At 32.1% G+C, this 20,090-nt stretch carries 23 protein-coding genes and 1 other RNA gene; 5 read left to right on the top strand and 19 right to left on the bottom strand.

What is annotated here, in order from left to right; translation table 11 throughout:
- Positions 1-9: 9 nt before the first annotated feature.
- The 3 genes from KWG70_RS12960 to ssrA all read right to left on the bottom strand — a co-directional run bounded on the left by KWG70_RS12960 (position 10) and on the right by ssrA (position 2,734).
- Positions 10-396, bottom strand: coding sequence for a hypothetical protein (locus KWG70_RS12960; protein WP_230936466.1), 387 nt, complete (start codon positions 394-396; stop codon positions 10-12).
- 4 nt (positions 397-400) lie between these two features.
- Positions 401-1,900 (bottom strand): hypothetical protein, encoded by a 1,500-nt coding sequence (locus KWG70_RS12955; protein WP_230936465.1) that lies wholly within the window; start codon positions 1,898-1,900, stop codon positions 401-403.
- Between the two features lie 440 nt (positions 1,901-2,340).
- Positions 2,341-2,734, bottom strand: a transfer-messenger RNA (tmRNA) gene (ssrA, locus tag KWG70_RS12950).
- A gap of 490 nt (positions 2,735-3,224) precedes the next feature.
- Here ssrA and KWG70_RS12945 point away from each other — a divergent pair.
- On the top strand, positions 3,225-4,430 hold the full coding sequence (locus tag KWG70_RS12945) for an NAD(P)-dependent oxidoreductase (RefSeq protein ID WP_230936464.1): 1,206 nt from the start codon (positions 3,225-3,227) through the stop codon (positions 4,428-4,430).
- A 7-nt stretch (positions 4,431-4,437) separates the two neighbouring features.
- Here KWG70_RS12945 and KWG70_RS12940 read toward each other — a convergent pair whose 3' ends face one another.
- From KWG70_RS12940 to KWG70_RS12890, 11 genes are all read right to left on the bottom strand, one after another.
- Positions 4,438-5,154 carry a hypothetical protein gene (locus KWG70_RS12940; RefSeq protein ID WP_230936463.1) on the bottom strand — a complete coding sequence of 239 codons (717 nt, stop codon included), beginning with the start codon at positions 5,152-5,154 and terminating at the stop codon, positions 4,438-4,440.
- A 6-nt stretch (positions 5,155-5,160) separates the two neighbouring features.
- Positions 5,161-5,817, bottom strand: a complete 657-nt coding sequence (locus KWG70_RS12935; RefSeq protein WP_230936462.1) for a DUF1361 domain-containing protein — start codon at positions 5,815-5,817, stop codon at positions 5,161-5,163.
- Positions 5,814-6,188, bottom strand: a complete 375-nt coding sequence (locus tag KWG70_RS12930) for a ribosomal maturation YjgA family protein (protein WP_230936461.1) — start codon at positions 6,186-6,188, stop codon at positions 5,814-5,816. The genes KWG70_RS12935 and KWG70_RS12930 overlap by 4 nt, the downstream gene beginning before the upstream one ends.
- On the bottom strand, positions 6,185-6,814 hold the full coding sequence (locus tag KWG70_RS12925; protein ID WP_230936460.1) for a SanA/YdcF family protein: 630 nt from the start codon (positions 6,812-6,814) through the stop codon (positions 6,185-6,187). The genes KWG70_RS12930 and KWG70_RS12925 overlap by 4 nt, the downstream gene beginning before the upstream one ends.
- 6 nt (positions 6,815-6,820) lie before the next feature.
- The gene (locus KWG70_RS12920; RefSeq protein ID WP_230936459.1) at positions 6,821-7,108 is read right to left on the bottom strand and encodes a hypothetical protein; all 288 of its coding nucleotides are present in this window, start codon (positions 7,106-7,108) and stop codon (positions 6,821-6,823) included.
- Positions 7,101-7,601: a ubiquinone biosynthesis protein COQ4 gene (locus tag KWG70_RS12915; RefSeq protein WP_230936458.1), complete on the bottom strand. Its 501-nt coding sequence runs from the start codon at positions 7,599-7,601 to the stop codon at positions 7,101-7,103. The genes KWG70_RS12920 and KWG70_RS12915 overlap by 8 nt, the downstream gene beginning before the upstream one ends.
- Before the next feature lie 372 nt (positions 7,602-7,973).
- On the bottom strand, positions 7,974-9,374 hold the full coding sequence (locus tag KWG70_RS12910; protein WP_230936457.1) for a DUF4153 domain-containing protein: 1,401 nt from the start codon (positions 9,372-9,374) through the stop codon (positions 7,974-7,976).
- Positions 9,375-9,433: 59 nt separating this feature from the next.
- Complete coding sequence (locus KWG70_RS12905) at positions 9,434-10,198, bottom strand: oxygenase MpaB family protein (RefSeq protein WP_230936456.1); 765 nt, start codon at positions 10,196-10,198, stop codon at positions 9,434-9,436.
- A 52-nt stretch (positions 10,199-10,250) separates the two neighbouring features.
- Positions 10,251-10,544 (bottom strand): winged helix-turn-helix domain-containing protein, encoded by a 294-nt coding sequence (locus KWG70_RS12900; RefSeq protein WP_230936455.1) that lies wholly within the window; start codon positions 10,542-10,544, stop codon positions 10,251-10,253.
- 45 nt (positions 10,545-10,589) lie between these two features.
- Positions 10,590-11,219, bottom strand: coding sequence for a hypothetical protein (locus KWG70_RS12895; RefSeq protein WP_230936454.1), 630 nt, complete (start codon positions 11,217-11,219; stop codon positions 10,590-10,592).
- 50 nt (positions 11,220-11,269) lie between these two features.
- Positions 11,270-12,244, bottom strand: a complete 975-nt coding sequence (locus KWG70_RS12890) for a transglutaminase domain-containing protein (protein WP_230936453.1) — start codon at positions 12,242-12,244, stop codon at positions 11,270-11,272.
- A gap of 52 nt (positions 12,245-12,296) precedes the next feature.
- Between KWG70_RS12890 and KWG70_RS12885 the strand changes: the two genes are divergently transcribed.
- Entirely contained in the window at positions 12,297-12,650 is a 354-nt protein-coding gene (locus KWG70_RS12885) for a hypothetical protein (protein ID WP_230936452.1), read from the top strand.
- Positions 12,651-12,655: 5 nt separating this feature from the next.
- A complete protein-coding gene (locus KWG70_RS12880) occupies positions 12,656-13,015 on the top strand; it encodes a DUF1801 domain-containing protein (RefSeq protein ID WP_230936451.1) in 360 nt (119 codons plus the stop codon).
- 3 nt (positions 13,016-13,018) lie between these two features.
- On the opposite strand, the gene KWG70_RS12875 is transcribed toward KWG70_RS12880, so the two are convergent.
- From KWG70_RS12875 to KWG70_RS12865, 3 genes are read right to left on the bottom strand one after another with little or no spacing between them, the layout of a single operon-like run.
- Positions 13,019-13,492 carry a GNAT family N-acetyltransferase gene (locus KWG70_RS12875; RefSeq protein WP_230936450.1) on the bottom strand — a complete coding sequence of 158 codons (474 nt, stop codon included), beginning with the start codon at positions 13,490-13,492 and terminating at the stop codon, positions 13,019-13,021.
- Positions 13,493-13,495: 3 nt separating this feature from the next.
- On the bottom strand, positions 13,496-14,314 hold the full coding sequence (kdsA, locus tag KWG70_RS12870; protein ID WP_230936449.1) for a 3-deoxy-8-phosphooctulonate synthase: 819 nt from the start codon (positions 14,312-14,314) through the stop codon (positions 13,496-13,498).
- A gap of 49 nt (positions 14,315-14,363) precedes the next feature.
- On the bottom strand, positions 14,364-14,720 hold the full coding sequence (locus tag KWG70_RS12865; RefSeq protein WP_230936448.1) for a hypothetical protein: 357 nt from the start codon (positions 14,718-14,720) through the stop codon (positions 14,364-14,366).
- A gap of 321 nt (positions 14,721-15,041) precedes the next feature.
- Between KWG70_RS12865 and typA the strand changes: the two genes are divergently transcribed.
- Together typA and KWG70_RS12855 are read left to right on the top strand one after the other, a co-directional pair.
- Complete coding sequence (gene typA / locus KWG70_RS12860) at positions 15,042-16,841, top strand: translational GTPase TypA (protein WP_230936447.1); 1,800 nt, start codon at positions 15,042-15,044, stop codon at positions 16,839-16,841.
- A 136-nt stretch (positions 16,842-16,977) separates the two neighbouring features.
- Positions 16,978-17,532 (top strand): class I SAM-dependent methyltransferase, encoded by a 555-nt coding sequence (locus tag KWG70_RS12855; protein WP_230936446.1) that lies wholly within the window; start codon positions 16,978-16,980, stop codon positions 17,530-17,532.
- 21 nt (positions 17,533-17,553) lie between these two features.
- Here the strand turns inward: KWG70_RS12855 and KWG70_RS12850 are convergent, their stop codons facing one another.
- Positions 17,554-18,714, bottom strand: a complete 1,161-nt coding sequence (locus KWG70_RS12850) for a glycosyltransferase family 2 protein (protein WP_230936445.1) — start codon at positions 18,712-18,714, stop codon at positions 17,554-17,556.
- The gene (locus KWG70_RS12845; RefSeq protein ID WP_230936444.1) at positions 18,698-20,011 is read right to left on the bottom strand and encodes a hypothetical protein; all 1,314 of its coding nucleotides are present in this window, start codon (positions 20,009-20,011) and stop codon (positions 18,698-18,700) included. Before KWG70_RS12845 ends, KWG70_RS12850 begins: the two co-directional genes overlap by 17 nt.
- Positions 20,012-20,090: the final 79 nt, after the last annotated feature.

The raw sequence follows: 20,090 nt of genomic DNA, 5'->3' as shown, positions 1-20,090 counted from the left end.
TTTAGTTAATCAGTAATTATCATTAAGTAAATTTTCTTTGATAATGACCTTTATTGCTTCTTCTAAATCTTCATCCGATAAAATATTGTCTTTATGTAATTCTAACTTATTCTCAAGGTTCGCAATAATTTGGCTGAAATCTCCATCTTTATTTTCTAACTTGTTGATGACTCCTCTTCCAAGCCGCTGTAACTGTCTACCATCAAAATTGAACAATTCCTCTACAAACATTTTCAAGGTTACTCCTAATAATCCTGATGCAGGTCCAGAGACAGTTGGTTCAAGTAAAGGAATTATATCAAGTGTTACATCTAGATAAAAAGAACTTATCGCAGCAAATAAAAAAGTAATGATATTTCTTTTAGTGTTAGGAACACCGTCAGGCAATTTAAACATAAAATCAAATTTCTAATTGGATGATTCCGCCAGGATTATTGGCGAGGGTATTACTCAAGCTAACAGATAAGAACCTGAACTGTTTACTATATTCTTCGATTAGAAAAACATTTAATTTGTCCATAAAATCCTCAGGTAATTCAATCTCTTCGTGAATAACTATAGAGAAGGGGTAAAATCCGTTTATGACATAAATTTGATCAATTTCATATTCATGGTATATATATTTTTTCAGGTTATTACTGTCAAAAACCTTAACCATTATGTCGTTAATATTATTTATGAGTTTTGATCTGTGATATACACCGCTTATATAACATACTGCGGATAACGAATTATTGAAATTCTTTACTTGATAACTAGGTGTAGTAGTTTCATGATTATATAAATCTCTACTTGCTATCATGATATCAACATCTTCAATATTGTTTTCTATCCAATCATCTATAAAATCTGAAAAATTATCATTAACGAATTCGGGATTGTCATAATCTGAAATTAAGAAAGAGATTAAATTTTTATAAAAAATAATTTGTTTGGTTTTTTTTGCAAACTCAGTATTAAATTTTAATAATTTCGAAAATTGATACGCAGTCTTTGTGGCATGAATGGTCAATTCAATAAACCTTCTTCTATTTGATGTGAAATAGTACATTCTTGAAACAATTTCTGGATGTTTTTGAGCAATTGAATAAACAAGGGAGTTTGATTTTAATTCTTCAAGAGCGTAATCAATTCTTTCTTTTCTTTTCTCAATAAATTTTGATTTAGTCAAATCATTAACAGCCTCAATTGGGTTATTAGACTTATTTAGTATTTCCTCAGCGATAATTTTTTGAATAGTTCTAATATTGACTATATTTTTTGATTTAATTTGTATTTTATTAAATGCTAGAAAAGTTATTTTAGTCCCAGTCAAATCTTCTATTTTGTTCAAACCTTCAGTGTTAATGATAAATTTATGGTAATTAATCAAATCAATATCATAGAGATATATATCCGAAGATGGATCAAAATCAACGTTATTTATTCTTTGAAATCTTTTAGAAATAAATCCATTATCCCAATTCGAATATATCGAGACCGAAATTTTGTTTTCAGTAAAAGTTTTGAATGATTCAGAAAGATTTTTGCTAAGATTAATATTAGACTTTGTTAAATTTTCAAATCTCTCATTAAATTTATCTAAAATAATTTTTGATTCAGTAGTTAAGAAATTTTGAGTAGAATATAGTAAGTCTTGATGTTCATTAACAACAAGTTCGTTTTCCTTTAGATTATACAAATCTGATTTATCGGTTTTTTTTCTAGAAAAAGGAAAAATCACCCATAACGTTACAATGTACAAAGCAAGAATTATGAACCAAGAAACATAGCTTTCACTTGTATGATCAAGTTGAGTATTGTATATGAGAATAGTAATATAAAAAACAGAGATTAATATCAAGTAAAATAAATTTACAGATAAAAATTTTTGATTTTTTTCTTTAGATTTTGAAAACATAAGCATCTAAGTTAAATATTTTCAGTTAATTACCAAATACTTACATTAGGTTTATATATGAGTTTTATAAAATTTTCAACTAATCAAAGAGCATAAACAGAATGGTAGTGAAGACATGTGAAACTAATTTGCATATTTTAATCACTTGCTAGGAGAATTTTCAAAAGTAGAAATATCTAAACCAGAATTTAGAAAATTACTAATAAGTATTTTAAGTATTAATGGCTAAATAATTGCTAATAAAAGTCTCAAAAAATTGAATAAAAATAAGTTAAAATTATAAAAAGTGGAGTCGGAGAGATTGGCTTCACCTTGCTCACCTTTCCGTTACTGCAAATGCAATTTATTGCCTTTGCAAGGCAAACGCTTTGAAACAAAAAAATCTGATCAAGTAAACTTGTCAGATTTTTTAATTCCAAATCGCAATTAAATTGCGCTTGTTGTGGAGTCGGAGAGAATCGAACTCTCGTCCAAACAAGCTATTAAAGAGCTTTCTACACGTTTATTCTATTATTAGATTTTCGATTGCAAGCTGGCAAAAGACAACCCACTTACAACTTAGCTTCTTAATCTCGACAATACATCAAAGCGCTACACTGTCTTAGTTAATATTTACGATGCCTCTAAATAGAACGCCATTAACCAAGGCTTTCTGGAGACATTTAGCTTTCCCGCCTTGCGGGACTAGGCCAATCCTACTATAATTCAGATTATGCAGCTAAAGCGTAGTTATTCTCGCCGTTTAAAATTTGGTCTAGCCTTTAACGTGTTTCAATGCCATTACACGACGTGCTTACCGTTTAATGAGTCTCGCTGTCAAAACCAGTCGACCCCATTTTAATGAGATAGCAAATTTTAATTTGATATCTCTTTCAGTAGTTTAGCGTTACCTTTCAGGTCAGGCTCTCACTACTCGCTCTCTACGAGGAGCTCAAACAAACCGTTCCATCCTTAACGCGGGACGCAAAGTTATCAAAAAGTTTGTATAACCCTACATTTCCTAGTATTTTCGTGCAAATTTTGTACCAAACACATAAGATTTTTAGCAAAATGTTATAGGTTAAAAAAAACAGAATGCCATTTGTAATCTAAATTTTGGTAAGACATGTTCAGAACCAAGAAACAACGTTTAACTTTTGCTTCCGTCAATCTGTAGAAATGATGAGAGAAAAACGTAATTGCAAAGCGTAGCTTTAAGCATGAAGTTTTGAAGCGAATGTTCCGTAGGAATTTCCTCAGATTGAATTGATTTTTTTGGTTCGTTTTTGTATCAATACAAAAATGAACAAAAGTAACATAGATATTAAACTATTAAAACCACATTATGAAATTCGCTATCATAAAAGAACGTAAAAATCCACCAGATCGTCGCGTCGTATTTTCACCAGAAAAACTTGCCGAAGCAAGGTCCCAATTTCCACAAGCAGAATTTGTTGTGGAATCGTCCGATATTCGCGTGTTTTCAGACGAAGCTTATAGATCTCAGGGATTTACAGTGACAGATGATGTGTCAGATTGTGATGTGATGATTGGCGTAAAGGAAGTTCCTCTCGATGCCTTGATTCCAAATAAAAAGTATTTCTATTTTTCGCATACCATAAAAAAACAACCTTACAATCGTAAGTTATTGCAAGCCATGCTTCAAAAGAATATTGAAATGTTTGATCATGAAACGATTGTAAAACAAAGTGGCGCCAGACTTATTGGTTTTGGTCGCTATGCTGGATTAGTTGGCGCTTATAACGGATTTAGAGCTTTAGGACTTAGAGATAGATTATTTAATTTACCAAAGGTCGAACACCTTGCCGATCTCAATGAGGTAAAAGCCGAACTCGATAAAATTACCTTACCTAATATCAAGATTGTACTTACTGGAACAGGTAAAGTAGCCTTAGGAGCTAAGGAGATCTTAGATCATTTAAAGATAAAACAAGTAAGTGATGCATTGTATTTGACCTCTCAATTTACAGAGCCTGTTTATGTGATGGCAGATGTTATGGAATATGCCAAACGTCTAGATGGAAAGGTTGGTGATAAGTACGAATTCTATAAAGATCCTAGTGGTTATGAAAGCAATTTTATGCCGTATGCTAAAGAGTCTGATATGTTCATTGCTGGCCATTTTTATGGAGATGGAGCGCCTTTTATTTTTACCAGAGAGGATGCAAAGGATCCAGATTTTAGAATCAATTTAGTGTCTGATGTATCTTGTGATATAGATGGTCCAGTGGCTAGTACAATAAGACCTTCAACAATTGCAGATCCATTTTATGGTTACGATCCACATACCGAAAGCGAGGTTGCATTTGATGCCGATGAAGCCATAACGGTTATGGCTGTCGATAACTTACCTTGTGAATTGCCAAAAGATGCTAGTGAGGGATTTGGAGAGATGTTTTTAGAACATGTTATTCCTGCATTCTTTAATGGGGATCAACGTGGTGTATTAAAACGTGCACAGATGACCACAGCCGATGGAAAATTGACCCAGCGTTTTAGTTATTTACAAGATTATGTAGATGGTTTTTAGTTACTAATTAAATAGGATAGTACTCTACAGCTTTAGCGTTTTCATTATTAAGATCTAAATAAAAGTAATGCATTTTGTCTTTTTTATTGAATTCTCCATTACGATCAGTATCTTCAATACTTTTAAAGAATAGTTTATTGGCTTCTAATATCACCTTCCATGTTACTAAATCTTGAAGGTGAGGTGATAATTTTCTAAATGCTGTACCATTCAAATTACTAATATAAATTGATTTTAAATCATTGAAATCAAGGTCGCCATCGGCATTAGTGTCTTTGTCAATAACTTCATAGAGGAAATAACCTTTGCCATTCTTTTTGAAAACCTTACGTAAAAATAAGATTGACCTTATGCTAACGGTGTTTTCTGTTAGAGATTTTAATTCATTAGAATTGACATTTTGAAATTTTAAGTTAGAGATGTCACCAGTAATTCTATCACCACTGTTGCTCGTAACATCAAAGGTGTTTGAATAGGAATCAGACCTATAACTGCCATATTCTGAATAGTCGGATTTGTTTCTACTGAACACATAATTTCCTATAGGATGAATCAAGTAGCTTGTACTATCGATGTGAATAGGCAGATCTGCCATAACAACAGTCTTACGTTCGTTTTTTTCTTTTGTAATACCATCTATCTGTTCAACCACTTTTCTATTGTCTGTTTTAGTGCATGCCGACAATGAAATAATAATGATAAATACTGTGATACAATTTTTCATAATAGTTTAAGTTTTAGAGTTTGAAAAGGCTTTTAACATCCAATAGCTTATGGCTAGAAATGACGCAAAAGTTAAAGTGAATATCCATGCTTCAAGGTTAGGCTCAAATAGGAGCCAAAACATGTCCGAAAGAATATCGATAGGGTTATTTACTATTTCCCATGAATTATACCTAAGGAATCGACCTAGATAAATACCAAAGGCCGTCAGTCCAAAAATGGAGAGCATTATAGGAAAGACAAGTTTGGGGTTTATATACTGCTTTAATAATTTTTCCATATCGGAAAGCGATAGAAAAAATAAGATCAATCCATTAAATGCAAATGATACAATAACCAATATGTCTAACCACATCAAATGGAATTTTGAATTGATTAAATGCAAGAAATCGGTTACGATATAAGGCGCATTAGGTAAAAAAAGCAGCCAGACACCAAACCAAAGTAAAAACAAGAATTTATTGATTTTTGATGTACTGGTAAGTCCTGTGCTAATGGCATATGGAATAATGGCTAAGAATAGATTCCAAACTAGAAACAATAAGTAAAAAGAATGGTGCAACTTCATACGTATCATGAGTAAGACGATGCTTAAGACTATAGAAATGGTCAATAAGGATAAAATTTTGAATCTAGTAAAGATGAGTGTTTTTATGGTGTTCATGAGCTACTTGTTTTTTTGTCAATTAATAAAATGGTTATAATACCCAAGGTGTAGGCAATAAGATCGGTGACTTCGAAAGTGCTTCCTAAAATAATGGTAGCCATTTTGTTATGTCTTAGATTCAAATAATCTAAAAGGTTAAACAGTTGCAGAAATTCTATAACAAAAGCAATGATAAAAACAACAATGGCAATGTAAATAGGTTTGGTTTGAATAAAACTTCGCAAAAAGCAATAGATCAAAATGACCACCAAAAAATCGCCAAAGGTATGTCTAATGAAACCTTCAGATAAAAATGCTGCGATACCCACTTCTGTGAGTAACAGCAGCAGACTTGATGCAAAAAAGGGTTTGTTGAATTTGATGGTCATTTGATTTCTATTTTTTCTCCTAAAAATTTAGGTTCTACGTTAAATAATACATCCATAGATGCTTTTGCTCTAGCAAGATATTCGCGAAGTTGTACTTTAAGTCCGTAACGCCCTTGAACATCTTTGGCATTATAAGCGATAGCATTGATGTTGTTATGCTTTGCTAGGTAAATAGCACGTTCATTATGAAATTGCTGTGATATAATAGTTACTGAATCTTGACTAAATATTTTTTTAGAGCGTATCACAGAATCTAATGTTCGAAATCCTGCATAGTCTAAAAAGATCTTGTCTTCAGGAATGCCTTGTGCGATCAAATCGGTTTTGAATGTGGTGGGTTCATCATAACTCTTACTTCCATTATCACCACTTATGAGTACAAATTCTATTTTATTGGCATTATAAAGTGCTACAGTTGCATTAATTCTATAGGTATAATACAAGTTGATGTTTCCGTTAGATAAGAATTTTGAAGTTCCTAAAAGTAAACCAACTTTGTTTTTTGGAATGTCTGTTACTGAGTTATAGACATAGTCTTTTGCTTGATAACTGACCATATAATTGGTGATAATCAAGGCAAATAAAATAAATACAGTCAGTAATACTAGGAGTCTCAGTTTCTTCATAATTTTTTAAAATATATAGTCGATTACAATAGAAGTATACACTATTGCAATTGGGATGTTAATGATTAAGATACCAATAGATTTTAACGTTTTAATAGGGTTGTTTTTAAGAATCAAAGTGCCTAATAAATACAACACCATTAGGCTATTGACGATTATAGCAAATAACAGATAATAGTAGCCAAATAGTGCAATTGCAAACTCATTTTGAAAACAAAACTGTAGGACTAAAAGAATAGTACCTGTTGTAAAAGAAATTAGTGCTGTTTTTTTTGCCAGTATTAGTCTATCCATTTGCGTTTGGTATTAATATATTACGTTGTTGCTTCGAAAAAATTGCATGTCTTAGGTCTTCAATATTTACATATAGTAAGTTCTTATAATTAAAATGATGAAACGGATTTGCGTTTTTCCCAATATGATATGAACGGTAGTAATACTTATAATAATCTGGTAAAATAAGGATGCCTAAAATCATAGCGCCATATAAATATAAACTTCGTTTTCCGTTTCCAAAACAAAGACATTGCAAAGCAATTTCATCTTCAACTCGAGTTCCATATCCTGTTAGTGTATGGTAGGCATCATGTCGTTCTACTTTGGCGATAAGTTCAAAATCATTGTTATCCAAAAACTCGCCTAGAGATCTACCAAATGATGCTTTGGGATAGGTGAGGAGCTCTTGTTTGTAAATTCCCCAAGGCTCATGGTTTTTAAATAGCCTAGTATACACCTTTTGAGAGTGTTCAAATAACCATTCTATAAATTGCTTTCGTATATGCTTCATCTTTGTTTTTCTTTAGCGAACCAAATCCAGGACTGACTCGTGGTTATAAAAGCGGAAGTAAAAAAAGCAATGATATAGATGTCAAAACCGGAACTAATAATTCCAAATACGGCGATTCCAAAAGCAGTAATAGCATAATACGGATAAAAGGTTTTATAGACTTGCCTCTTGCTAAAACCGTTCTTTACCCTTAGCCAAAAAATAACATATATAGAACCTAAAATTACTATAGTGGCTATAAAAAATATCGGTATAAAAGACAGAAAAATAACAAGGATCATATCTATGTCCATATAGTCTGTGCCTGCAATTATCCAGAAAATAACTGTAGCTAAAAGGCAGGATTTTGCGAGATTACTTACAACATGCATGCTATTCAGAATTAGAGTTGTCATCTTCAATTAAAAAATTCTCATAACTCCACTCTTGCCAATCGCGTTGTCTTAGTGTGATCATATAGGTTCGGTATTTTGCGCTAATTCGGTTTTTGTCGCTTTCAGAAATATTTAAAACGTCCTTTTTATCATTAAGCAAAATGGCATTTCTATTTGAGAGGTTAATCAAATAATTGACATCAAAACCATTAGCATGTTTAAGATTGTATACTGTTATGGTTTGGTCCCAATTGATGGCACTCATTAGTATGAGTACGATAAAAGCAATTTGGGTATTTCTTCTAAAGAGAAAGGCCATGTTTTTTATATTCAACACTTTTAAGAAAGTGGTAATGAGACCGACCAAAGTCAATAAAATATAAATGTGAACACCAATACGCTTATAGGTTAAACCAAAAGAAGTAATGTAGTTTTGATTTTTAATAGCGATTAAAGCAATGAGTATGATATTGAGAAAGATCCATAAAAATGTCAAGTTTTTTAAGGTTCTATTTTCACTATAAAAGTTAAGGTTACCTCTAAAAAAGTAGAGAATAATAACAATGGCAATAACTATTGAAGCAATAAGCGTGTAGATCCCATTGTGTACCAAACTAGAAAGGGTTGGAGCACTAGTGTCCTCTCCAATGATGAGTGATGCAATATCGGTGATTATGTAGAGAACGATTAACAGGTTGAGTAAGCCTAGCAGCGTTGTTCCTAATTGTTTTTCTTTTTTTAATTTTTCTTCGGAAACGTCATCAGGTTTGACCAATTCATTTTTAGTATTCAAATCTGCTGAGGTTGCAGATTCTACTATGATTGGTTTTGAGATATTACTGAATAAGTAATAACCTAAAACACAAAATAAAACCCACTGCATGTTGATGAACTCAAAGCTTATTTTAGAAACCAAGTTGTTGAACATTGGATTCCCATTTTTATACAAAAGAATAAATACGACAATAAAAACTAATGGGATACCGATAAGTTTTGTAAGATGAATGACGTCTATATCTTTTTTCAAACTTACTTTTTCGACATCATCATCCACTTCAAAATTTCTATGAAAGAAACCAGCAATAGACGTATAAAGACCATTAAGCCAACACACATAAATTGAGGTTTTATCCTCAGATACTGCACCAACTAAAGTAAAAAACGCTACACAATTTGCTATGATCGAAAGATAGGAGTGTTGCATAAATACAACTATTGCCGTAGCGATATATAGTATGGCGTGTACGATAGTGTATCTGTTTTTAAATGCTTTCGGATTGTAAAAAACTAATATAGCTATGGTGGCTAATGAAAAAATTGAAAGATTCAATCCAATGTGCTGTTCGTAAAAAAGAACGCTAAATAGGATTGCCGCAATACCAATTAAAATATGTTTCATAATATGTGTTTTAAAGTACTTTGAATTTCAAAGTTTGATAATAAAAAAATAGTTAATTTCTATGAGTTTAAATGATTTAAGGATTTTATATCTTCTTTATAATTTGATGGTAATATCATCGCTTTTAATAAACGGTCTAAATGTATAAGTCTACTAAACTTGTAAAGTGAAATTAACGGACTTATAAGCGATACGTTTCTTAGTTCTAAAAGTTGACATACTGCTTTTGGTACAATTAGAATTTGTGATTCTAGTAACAATCGGTATCGCATGAATCCAAGATGTTTTCTATATTGTTTATATAGATTTTTAGTGAATTCTCCATTGTAAAGATGATGTTTAATATGGTGATGTCTCATGTGTTTAAAGGCTTCATAATCTTGAGGAAGGTCTTTTATATGCATTCGTTTACCTACTTCTAAAAACACATTAAAAATGTCGTGTCTTTCATGGGTTTCGAGTTGGCGCTCTAATAGTTCAAAAGACCTAATCGAGTAATCGATAAGCATAAATAAAACATCTCTATAGGCCCAATCGGGAATGGATTGACCACGTTTTTTTTCTACTGAATGGTGGATGTTATTAATTGTTTCTATGGCTTTGTAGGCAGACTCTTTTTCAGAGAACACAATTTGACGCGCATAAGAAACGGTAGAAAATAGACGGCCTAAAGGGTCTTTAGGAAGACGGCCAGTAAAGTAAAGCCAATCTACAGCTTTATTGAGTGCAAATTCAGCAGAAGCACCAGCAAATATGAGAAGTATAGTGTCGCTATTTCCCCAAATTTCTCTTACTATTGAATTTTTGTCTACAAAGTTTTTCATTGAATTTAACTGTTTTCTACTTTGAAATTCAAAGTAGGCATGTAAATTTTTTTTATTGTTTATTAATTAGTTTTTCCAGTGCTTCTATGTGTTTTTTAAATTCTGCTCTACCTAATTTGGTAGTAGAGTAGCGTGTGTTTGGTTTTCGCCCAATAAATTGTTTTTCTACTTTAATATATTCTGCATTTTCCAATGCCTTTGTATGACTTGCAAGGTTACCATCGGTTGCTCCTAATAGTTCTTTTAACATGTTGAAATCGGCATATTCATTTACCATTAAAACTGACATGATACCCAATCTAATACGATGGTCAAAGGCTTTGTTTATGTTATTGATAATGCTCACGCTTATGGTTTCAGATTAATGGTTCAAAGTTATGAAATGGCTAACTTATGTTGTTCTGTCGTATTTAAAATGCATAATTGTTCCATAGAAAATATGACAAATACCAAAGCCAAAGGCCCAAAAAAACAATCCGTAACCTAAAAAATACGTTGAAATTAAACCAAGAACAATCATAGTAATTCCCAAATATCTGATATAACCTAAAGTATATTTGCTAGCGTTCACACAAGCCAAACCATAAAAGATCATTGTAAGCGGTGCTACTAGAGCATACACGTTTTTTTCTAATAAAAGCATAATGAAAATCCCACCAGTAACCAGAGGAATCATGAAATTAATAATGAGACGCTTTGATGTAGAATCCCACATGCTTTCATTTTGCTTTTTTGCTTTTGCATAACTTAAAACAATACCAGTAAGTATAGACATGACTACAACGGTTATGGCAATTAAAAAAATCTGATTTGTACCTTGTTTTGTAATAATCAAAGTGTTGTAGCCATCTATAGTAACCAAATTATCAGAATAGATAATACGATACCCTATATAGGCACCAATTAAAGCATAGATTCCTGCTAAGATACCAGATAGACCACTAATGGATAAAAAACGAGACGATTTACTCATCATGTTTTTGATATCACTTATATCCTGAAGATAGTTTTTTGATTCCATATTAAAGTACTTTGAAATACAAAGTAAAAAAATAAAAATGAAACAAACAATTATTTTTCAATTTTAAAATCTAAAATCTTTTCATTTTCATAATATAGACTCAATACATTTGAAACATTAGACCGATACTTTAATGAAGCAACGTAGAGATTATTGCCTTTTTTTATAAGGTTGAGTTCTTTTGAATGCTTTTTGTTTTCAAACTTATAATAGATCTTTGAAGTGTTTGCTTTTTCTTTAAAAACAATTCTAATGGTATTGTTCTTTTCTTTTAATTCAATAAGTCCTTTTTGATTATTGGCAACTCTCACACCACTTTCGAAATATTTAGCATAAAAAATAGGAGTTTCAAAAAATGATTTGATGTTTATAGGATGTGCTACAAATTGTAAGGTCGGATTTTCGGGTAGATGAGAATTTAAAAACTCATTTGGATCGGTAAAAAAGTAAAAATCATTAAATCGCTTAGTCCATGACCTTGTATTCATATTTTCATAACCATTAGACCAGGTTACATCCACAAGTCGCCATTTATCATTAATTCTAACAGCGTTCCAAGCATGATTTTTTATGTTTCGTGTAGAGTTAATTTCGTTTGTAGACAATTTGGTTATGCCTTTTATAATCTGTGAATCAATCCCAGATCTTAAACAAAGTTCATTAAACAATGTGCTAAAACCTAAGCAAATTGCCTTTTTGCTAGTTAATGTTCTCTTTATGAGTTTCTCATTTTTTTGCCTTTGAATACTTTTATTGAGACGCTCAGAATCAAAAGTGATTTGCATTTCAGGAGGACTATAACTGTAGTATCTATTAAGGTCGTAGCTTATGTTATGTGAAATCCAAGTATAAAAGGCTCTCACTTTTTCTTCATCTGTATTAAAATCGTTCGAAACTCTTAAGAGGAGTACCTCTATATGACTAAAGTTTGGATATTTTTTTACTTTATTATCTATCCATTCATAATTTTGCGAAAAGACAGTATTCACTAGAAACAGTGATAATGTTAAAAAAATGTATCTCATAAACTAAAGATAATAATTATATTTATAGGATAACAATAAATACTTTAAGATCATGATTGGACTACTATTAACAATTGCAAATATTTCGGGAGGCGTACTATTGGGTTTAGCAACCTTAGATAAATGGGATGGTGAGAGCAATTTCTTTAATAAAATTGCAGGTGTGTTAGCACCATTTCAAACCGTTATTGGAGGCGCACTTATTGTACTGGCAATACTGAAATTTTGGAATGGAACCTTGTATAATGTTGTAAGTATTTTAGGTGGAATCCTACTCTTAGCGCATTCTATTGGTAAAGTACCAGCTTTAGGTGATGGTTTAAAAAAATTGTCCGATAAATTGATGCCATTTAAGGCTATTATTGGTATTGCACTCCTGGTGATTGGTATTATAAGGATTTTCTAAATTGAGTGAACCCAGCTGAAGCCTACATATTAAAGCAGCCTGAGCCATATAAGTCTATATTATTGCATTTGCAAATACTTATTGAGCATACCTTTCCAAATGCCGAAATGAAGTATAAGTGGCGAATCCCTTGCTATTATGTAGATTCTCGACCTATTTGCTATCTCAATCAGAGTAAGGATTATGTTGATGTTGGATTTTGGCATTCGGCACATCTCACAAAGTATACCGAATTTATGGTGTCTGAAAAGCGCAAAGTTGTTAAGTCTATGCGTTATAAAGCGTTAGAAGATATAAATGATGAACTGTTCATTAATATTCTTAAAGAAGTTGAAAAGCATAAGAACAAATCGTTTTTGAAATAAAACCTATAGATCTTTATATACTATATAGTTTTCAAAAACCTGCCCTTTATGTGATTTTTTCTGTTTTTTTTCGACCTCATAAAAATGGGAGTCAAAAAAATCGAGTGCAGTTATACTCACATCAGATTTGATGGTATCAAAACCATTTATAGACACTCTTGATTCCATAATTCGCAATAGCTTTGAGGCTATGGTTCGTCTCTGGAAATCTTTATGAACAAATAAACCGTCTAAATAATAACCTTTACTTAGGTAAGAGAAACCTACAATGGTAGTTCCTACTTCTGCAACTAAAAAGTAAAACTTCTTAATGCGTTCTTCCCATTTCTCAATATCGTCAGCACCAGAAGCCCAAACTTCAATTTGTTTTTCGTTGTAATCTCTACTGTTAACAGTTCTAACAGTATCCCTGAAAATTGATGTGATTTCTGGAATATCATCCAGCGTAGCTTCCCTAATTTCTATGTCTTCTATCATGGTTTATAAGCTATTAACCGTTTTTCTAATAGCAACTAGGTTGGTCAATAAGGACTCAAGATTATCCAAATGTAGCATATTGGCACCATCACTTTTAGCATTTGCTGGATCGAAATGAGTCTCTATAAATAAACCATCAACATTATTGACCACTCCAGCTCTTGCAATAGTCTCGATCATATCTGGTCGTCCGCCAGTAACACCAACACTTTGATTAGGTTGCTGAAGAGAATGGGTGACATCTAAAACCGTGGGTGCAATGGCACGCATTGTTGGAATGCCTCTAAAATCAACAATCATATCTTGATAACCAAACATAGTTCCGCGATCTGTAATCCAAGCTTTATCACTTCCGGAGTCTTTTACTTTTTGAACTGCATGTTTCATAGCTTCAGGACTCATGAACTGACCTTTTTTAAGGTTCACCACTTTGCCAGTCTTGGCAGCAGCAACTACTAAATCGGTTTGGCGAACTAAAAACGCCGGAATTTGAAGTACATCTACATATTCTGCTGCTTTATCGGCATCGGATGCTTCATGAATATCAGTCACTGTTGGGATATCAAAAGTTTGGGATACCTTTTGCAAAATTTTAAGTGCTTTTTCATCTCCAATACCAGTAAAACTGTCAATTCTACTTCGGTTGGCTTTTTTAAAACTACCTTTAAAAACGTATGGTATATCTAATTTATCAGTTATAGATATGACCTTTTCAGCTATACGTAACGCCATATCTTCCCCTTCAATAGCACAAGGGCCACAAAGTAAAAAGAAGTTGTTTGAATTCGTGTGTTTCAGTTTTGGAACGTCTGATAAATGCATCTGCTTAAAATTTCAAATTTCTGCGCAAAGATACAAATCAAGAATGGTATTAAAAGCTTCTATTGAGACTATTTCGAATCATCCACAGCGCCATAACAAAGTTGGCAATGACAAATATGCCACCATAAACGATAAATTGTTTAGCTAACGACACGTTTACTATGTTAAAAATGTTTGAAAGATACGCTAGAATCAAATAAGAAGATAAACACACAAAGGTGATGCCTAACGTGAAATTTAGTTTTTTGTTAGGCTTTATCAATTGCCATAAAAATGGAATTCCAAATAAGAGAATAGGATATGCTGTGAGGCCTTCGCTTCTATTTACATCGGTAAACCAATAGACAATTACCGCTAAAAAGTAGAGGTAAGGCACAAATTTTGAATATTTACTAATCGTTTGCATCTGTTATTAAATTCAGATGTAAATCGCCAAATTTGTGGTTGGTAAGGAGGCTATTTACTATTAATCAATTGGATAACGAAAGATACGCATGGAAATTATATTCTGTTATGAGAATAACATTTAATTAACTTAAGCTTCGGAAATTTTAACACATCAACAGAAAAACTTTAATGGTATTAATTATCAGGTGATTATACGGTTTGTAAGGCGTTGAAGTTACTTCACAAGGCAATTAGAAAGTGAGAATTTTAATTATTCACAAAGATTGATTGTTTAAGCGGAATTTAACGTACCTTTGCACGCTTAAAATAAGGCATAATTATGGCTACTATTAAAAACATTGCAATTATTGCACACGTCGATCACGGAAAAACAACATTGGTTGATAAAATCATGTACCACTGTCAGTTATTTCGTGAAAATGAAAATACAGGAGATTTAATTCTTGATAACAACGATCTTGAGAGAGAAAGAGGGATTACGATTACCTCTAAAAATGTTTCTGTAAAGTATAAAGACACTAAAATCAATATTATTGATACACCAGGTCACGCCGATTTTGGAGGAGAAGTAGAGCGTGTATTGAATATGGCCGATGGCGTATTGCTTTTAGTTGATGCATTTGAAGGACCAATGCCGCAAACACGTTTCGTATTACAAAAAGCGATCGATTTAGGTTTGAAACCTTGTGTAGTTATCAATAAGGTTGATAAAGAGAACTGTACACCTGATGAAGTTCATGAAAAGGTATTTGATTTAATGTTCGAATTAGGCGCAGAAGAATGGCAGTTAGACTTCCCAACAGTTTATGGTTCGGCTAAGAACAACTGGATGAGCGACGATTGGCAAAATGAAACTGAAAATATCGAACCACTTTTAGATATGGTGATTGAACATATTCCTGAGCCAAAAATTGAAGAAGGAACAACACAAATGTTAATCACATCTTTAGATTTCTCTTCGTTTACCGGTCGTATTGCGATTGGGCGTTTAACACGTGGTGAATTAAAGGTTGGTCAAAACATTTCATTGGTGAAACGTGATGGCAGTGTGGTGAAATCTAAAATAAAAGAATTACATACGTTTGAAGGTTTAGGACGAAAGAAAGTAGATGAAGTACAAGCCGGAGATATTTGTGCTATTGTTGGACTAGAAGGATTTGAAATTGGTGATACTGTTGCCGATTGGGAAGCGCCTGAAGGACTTAAAACTATAGCGATTGATGAGCCAACAATGAGCATGCTTTTCACAATTAATGACTCTCCTTTTTTTGGAAAAGATGGTAAGTATGTAACGTCAAGACATATTAAGGAACGTTTAACCAAAGAGCTTGAAAAGAACTTGGCATTACGAGTTGAAGAAACTGATAGTGCAGATAAGTTTATGGTTTTCGGTCGTGGTGTATTGCATTTATCGGTTCTAATCGAAACAATGCGTCGAGAGGGTTATGAACTACAAATAGGACAACCACAAGTAATCATTAAAGACATTGATGGTGTGAAATGTGAACCCGTAGAAGAGATGACTATCGATTTACCTGAAACAGTGTCTGGAAAGGCCATTGAAATGGTAACCATGCGTAAAGGAGAAATGCTAAGTATGGAGGCTAAAGGTGAGCGTATGGTGTGTGAGTTTATCGTGCCTTCAAGAGGAATTATAGGGTTGCGTAACCAGTTGCTAACAGCTACTGCTGGAGAAGCGATTATGGCACACCGTTTTAAAGAATATCAACCATTAAAAGGTGGAATTCCTGAACGTCAAAATGGAAGTTTAGTGTCTATGGAAAATGGTCAAGCCATTCCATATTCTATCGATAAATTACAAGATAGAGGTAAATTCTTTATTGATCCAGGAGAAGATATTTATGAAGGTCAAGTCATTGGAGAGAATTCTCGTGGTGATGATATGACAGTTAACGTCACTAAAACTAAAAAATTAAGTAATGTACGTAGTGCTGGTGCAGATGATAAAGCTAAGATTGTTCCTGCAATTAAATTTTCTCTAGAAGAAGCCTTAGAGTACATACAAAAAGATGAATATGTTGAGGTGACACCAAATCACTTAAGACTTCGTAAAATCTACTTAAAAGAAGTAGAACGTAAGCGTAATAAAAGCATTTAGTAACCTGCAAATATGTAGATGAAGAAAAGGAATTCTGTATTGAATTCCTTTTTTGTTTATTTTGGTCCAGTATTTATAGCAATTAATAAACGTTTTGCAGATTTGAAGCAGTTTTCCAAAATAATAAAGTTGTGGAATGAAGTTTTTAGATAGAGTCTTAAGAGATTGGAGAATAAAACAAGGAAGTCATTATATTAGATCTAATGACAAGGTTTTGGATATTGGCTGTTTTGATGGGCACTTGTTCCAATCACTTAAAAATAAACCAATTCAACCTAGTATTGGTTTAGACCCATTGTTAACAGACACAATCAAGCAAGGAAAGCATACTTTGATTCCTGGTAAATTTCCAGAGGCTATACCAGAAGATACACAATTTGATTGTATCGTTATGTTGGCGGTTTTAGAACATATTCCTCGAGAACAGCAACTACTATTTAATGAAGATTTTAATAAATTACTAAAGCCTTTAGGACGTGTTATTATTACTGTGCCGTCTCCTTTAGTAGATCATATTCTAACAATTTTAACCACCCTCAAATTGGTAGATGGTATGTCTTTAGATGAACATTACGGTTTTAAGACAAAAGAGGTGTATACATTGTTAGACAAGCAACAGTTTAAATTATTAACCCATAAAAAATTTCAGTTAGGATTAAACAACCTATTTGTATTTGAAAAACATGGTTAACCTTTAAAATGAAATGCTAGGTTATTGAGATTTGCTTTTCAAACTAAGAATACTAAAAAATAGACTAAATAAAATAATTTGAATTCCGAATAGTATTGTAAATACAGCTGGAATTATTATTCTAAAGGTACGCGAAGGATCTAGACTTCCAAAATTTAAAGACTCCCAAAAGAAAATTCCTTTAATACTTAAAAACACACCAATAAGTAAGGATAGTACACCAGTTAACAAACCTTTTTCTAAATTTAGGTATTTAAACAAATTATTGTAGCGTTTACTTTTGGGTAAGAGTCCGTTTTCTACTGCAAAAATTTTAGTCAGAGCATAAAAAATAAAAAATTGAAACCCAATGAGAGTCATACTTGCAGCATATAATAAAGTATGAATGTCAAACATAATGTCATCATAAGTAATAGGTTTTATAATAAGTATTATTGACGTGATTAGACCAAAAATTAAAAGAATTAAGCTAGGGTAAAGAAATAGCCACTTAGGACTATAAAGTAATAGAAAGCGTAGGTGACGCCAACCGTCGTTCCACGTATTTAGGTGTGGAGCTCTTGTTCTCCCATCTTTATGCAGAATAGTTGGGACTTCCGTTATACTAAGGTCATTAAGCTTTGATTTCACAATCATTTCCGAAGCAAATTCCATTCCTGTTGTTTTTAAGTCCATTTTATAAAATGCTGCGTTAGAGAATCCTCTTAATCCACAGTGAAAATCACCTATTTTAATTTTAAAAAAGAGCTTGCCAATAAATGATAAAACAGGATTTCCTAGGTATTTGTGCAAAAAAGGCATGGCTCCTTTTTTAATTCCACCTTTAAAACGGTTTCCCATAACTAGGTCGTATCCTTCTCTTAGTTTTTCTAAAAAGGGCATTAAATTTTCAAAATCATAGCTATCATCTGCATCTGCCATTATAACATAGGAACCTTGGGCAGCTTTTATCCCTCCTTTAAGGGCGTTTCCATATCCTTTTTCTTCAATATGAACTATTTTGACTTGATGTTTAGTGGCAATGGCTATCGAATTATCTGTGCTACCATTATCTGCAATTATGATTTCACCTATAACCTGATTTGTTTGCAAAAAACTTTGAGCTTTCGAGATGCATGTAGCGAGTGTTTCTTCCTCGTTTAAGCATGGCATTACTATAGATAGTTCAATTTTTGATTCCATGTCTTAAAAGTTTGATTAATAGAACTCCTATGATAAATATTAAAACGTAATTATAGAATAGATATCTTATAATCGAATGGCTGGCAAAAGCAATTAACATTGCATTAGATAAGGTTAGAGCCGATAAAAACAGTAACAATGTTAAACGTTTATCACTTGGGTTAAATAAAAACTTAACAATACTAAAAAGAAAAATCAATACCACCATAATGAATAAGAAGCTTGAGTAAAAACCGTGTGAGATATTTGCATAGTAAATGTTTATCCATTTTTTAAAATTACTTTTAATTAAAATCAATGTTATATTTCTACATGACTTTTCAATATTGTAATATGCTTTAGCATGAGCGAGTTTTGAGTTTTTTTCCTTTTGTAATTCCTTTTCATAATAAAAATTTTTGCCTAAATAATGAATAGTCCGATTACATATGTCAGGAAGGTTATCATGGTAATACTTATAGTGTTCAGAATAAGACTGTAAACTGTCTCGTGATGAGAGTAATAATTTTTCTTGATTTAATTTAGTGTAGCACAATTCGAAAATAGCCCTATCATTGTCACTTTGCATATCATTTATATTATGACTTTCGGACACATAAAAAGCAGATCCAGATGCAGCTACAAAACCAAAAGGCGTTGTCATAAAAATACCATCTTTTAATTTGTGATAAGTTGATTCAATCAAAACTAAAACAACAGGAATACAAATCAATACAAGGGATTTAAAAATTAAAGAACGCTTTAGCAACTTGTTTTTGTTTTTAAAAAAATAAACAAAAACAACTATTAAAGGAATAAGTATAAACTGTCCTCTTGTAAATGTTAGTGCAAAATAAAGTAAGATAAAAGCAATCCATTTTTTCCGATTTTCATTAAAGAACAAATCCAAGCTATAAGCAATAAATAATAGATATAGTCCATAACTAATCCCTTCTGGACAAATATTATTGGCAACAGATAGGGGTTTGAAAAGGGGAAACAATAAAATTGCAAGAAACACGAATTTTATGATTGTATTGAAATGGAGTAGTTTACATATTTTTTTATAAAATACATGAATCGAAGTTAGCGTGAATACAGTTTGAAAAATAATAACGCTAATGTCAAAGAATCCATTAAATATCAATTTAAAAACCTTTAAAAAGATAACATAACCTAAATGTCTGTAAGGTAGAGCATTGATATAACTTCTTGTGTCAGGAGAATATATGGCATCATTGCTGACTACCGATAAAAACACAATAAAAAAAATAGCCCATAAAATGGGGTTTTTATCAAGTATATGCTTATAATTCAAAATTTAGTTTTATCGTTGTCCAAATATAAAATAATCGAACTGAAAAGTGATTTTAAGATTCAAAAATATCGTAATTTGA

The organism is Psychroserpens luteolus (assembly GCF_021032705.1).
Classification (GTDB): domain Bacteria; phylum Bacteroidota; class Bacteroidia; order Flavobacteriales; family Flavobacteriaceae; genus Psychroserpens; species Psychroserpens luteolus.
This window is presented reverse-complemented; position numbering and strand designations above follow the sequence as displayed.